Genomic DNA, 2,419 nt, shown 5'->3' on the forward strand with positions numbered 1-2,419 from the left:
GGAACAACACCCACAACTCATCCGGCACCAGCCGCTCAACCAAATCCGTCATGCACGATTCAACGAACGATCACGCCATAAGAAACGGCGTCTAACCAGCACGGTACTCAGCTCGGCGAGCTGGTCGTGCGACAGGAAGACCGTCACCCCCAGCAGCGCCGACTTTCCGGCCCCAGGACTTCCGGTGACCAGCAATAGGGGTTCGTCGCTCGCCAACCAGGAGCGAATCTGGGTCAGCTCTTGGGTCCGCCCAGTGAATAGGCAGCCCGTCATAGGAGCGGCGCCGTCCAGGCGTCCGGACGCCCGGGTGAGGAAGTGAACTGGGTCCAGACCGGGGTCGAACTCCGCTGCCAGCTCCCGAACTGCCAACCGGAGTCGGCTCCGAAGCCGCTGCCAGCCGTCAGTGCTAAACGCCGGGTTGGCGAAGAACTCCGGTACCGGCAACGAGGCGGCTCGGCGCGGAGAGTGCATCACGGTCTGCGGATACCCCTCGCCGAGGCGGACCAGCTCCCGCGCGATCTCGTCAGCGACAGCCTCCACCGGAACGTGGGACAGAGCCGGAGAGAGATCCCAGTGCCCCAAGCGGAGCCGCTCCAGCGCCTGGGCCGTGGCCTTGGTGAACCGTGCTTCGAAGGCGCTCTCGTCCGCCGTGCAGGCCGCAATCACCCAGGTCCTTCGGTCACCCTCAGGAACGTCCTGGAACAGCTGGTAGTCCGTCGCGGCCCCTGCACCGCAAACATCGAGCAGGAACAGGACGGGCGACTGATCGGAGCCGTGCTCGACCTCGTTCAGCCATCGGCCGACATCGATCGCCGACTCCGGGAGGTTGGCCGGACTGCAGTCGTGCACGGGCAGGTACAAGACCCGGCCACGAGGGACCCCGTGACCGGCAAAGTGAACGATACGCGGCCGGCCCACCGAATCGTGCCGCAGTTGCCGCCAGCTCTCCTCGACGCTGACCCGGTCCGCGTCGATCACCGGTTCACTGACGTTCAGTCCGTCGAAGCGCGATAGCACCACGGCCAGTTCACGCACCCGCGGCTCAACCGACGGCAGCGGAGATAACCCCTCCAACGTGGGGCTCCACTCGCCGTCGGCCACGTCCGCAAAGGCCCCAACCCCGAGCAGAAGTGCTCGAACCATCATCCCCCCGTGCCCCGTACGATTCGGTCTCCAGGCTATCGGGATCGTGGCTGGCTTACCCCTCACGACTAGATTCACTGTCAGAAAAGCCGAAACGGCTGGGTTCGCTGCCAAACGCCTCAATTGGATGGCAAAGGACAGTCGTTAACGGCGTGGCGGCATGTGCCGCATATGCCCTGTCTCACTCAAGGCTGACCGGTCTCACCGAAGATTGACCACGGCCTCCCGATCAGCGCAGGCGCGCAAGTCGCAGCCGGGCTTCGCTGCGAACCGCGGGGTCCCTGTCCGATGCCAGCATGCGAAGTTGTGCGATCAGCTCGTCTGCGTTCTGTCCGGTCGCCCACCGCGGGTCGCAGTCGAGTTCAGCGGCGAGCTGATCAGCGGTTCCATCGTCAGACGCGACGGCGCGGGCCGCAAGCACGGCGCGTAGACCAGCCAGATCCCGCCGTGCCAGCAGCGCCGCCGCGGTATCTGAGGTCACTCCGGTGTCCCGACCGTCCAGCAGGAGTTGGTGTAGGACGTCGCCGAATCTCTCGATGCGAGACGCCGCAGCCAGTCGCCGTCCTGCAGCGGCTCTCACCGACCAGGCCGGAGATTCTGCCGCAGCGATCGAGTCGCGCAGCCCTTGGTCCACGAAGTCTTCCACGTCACCACACTGCCAGCGAGATGTCTCGATCAAGCCTCGTTGAGACAACACGGCAGCGGTCAATCTTCGGTGAGGTTGATCAACCTTGAGTGAGACAGGGCAGCATGACGACGATCAGAAAGGTTCATGCCGCGTAGCCGACCGGGCACCTCCGGGCCGCGTGGCCGCAGCAGCCCCGGAGACGCAGCTTCGAGGCAGGCATCGACGGTTTCTCCGGGCGGGCATTGGCGGAGATCGTCCGCCTCGAACGCACCCGAAACCAACTTGGCGTCGTTCTGGCTTTGAGCCAGTGCAAAGCAGTACCTGCGCGGCCTCGAGCGCCGACTGTGCGACGAGTACGAGTGGGGCAACGTGGACTGGTGGTGCCGCGGCACCCCGCCTGGCAGGCCGGGCGCTCCTCTACTGCGTGCTGCAGCCCATGACTCCGCGGGCGCCGCGAACTCTGGGCAGTCACCACCACTTACGACGCTCTCTGGATCACCCCGTGCCCCTACCTTGCGGATCGCGGCGTGAGGCGGCACTCCCCCGTGGCGGGGGGGGGGGGGGGGGGGGGGGGGGGGGGGGGGGGCGGGGCCCCCCCCCCCCCCCGGGGGGGGCGCCCCCCCCCCGCGGGGGGGGGGGGGGGGGGAG

2 protein-coding genes are annotated in these 2,419 nt (G+C 67.1%); both read right to left on the reverse strand.

All coding sequences use genetic code 11. The annotated features are described in order from the left end of the window. Positions 1-48: 48 nt before the first annotated feature. On the reverse strand, positions 49-1,035 hold the full coding sequence (locus ACIPK4_RS33095) for a hypothetical protein (RefSeq protein WP_402319682.1): 987 nt from the start codon (positions 1,033-1,035) through the stop codon (positions 49-51). 337 nt (positions 1,036-1,372) lie between these two features. After that, positions 1,373-1,789 (reverse strand): hypothetical protein, encoded by a 417-nt coding sequence (locus tag ACIPK4_RS33100; protein ID WP_402319684.1) that lies wholly within the window; start codon positions 1,787-1,789, stop codon positions 1,373-1,375. Positions 1,790-2,419: the final 630 nt, after the last annotated feature.

This window comes from Streptomyces sp. NPDC086989 (assembly GCF_044745505.1).
GTDB lineage: Bacteria > Actinomycetota > Actinomycetes > Streptomycetales > Streptomycetaceae > Streptomyces.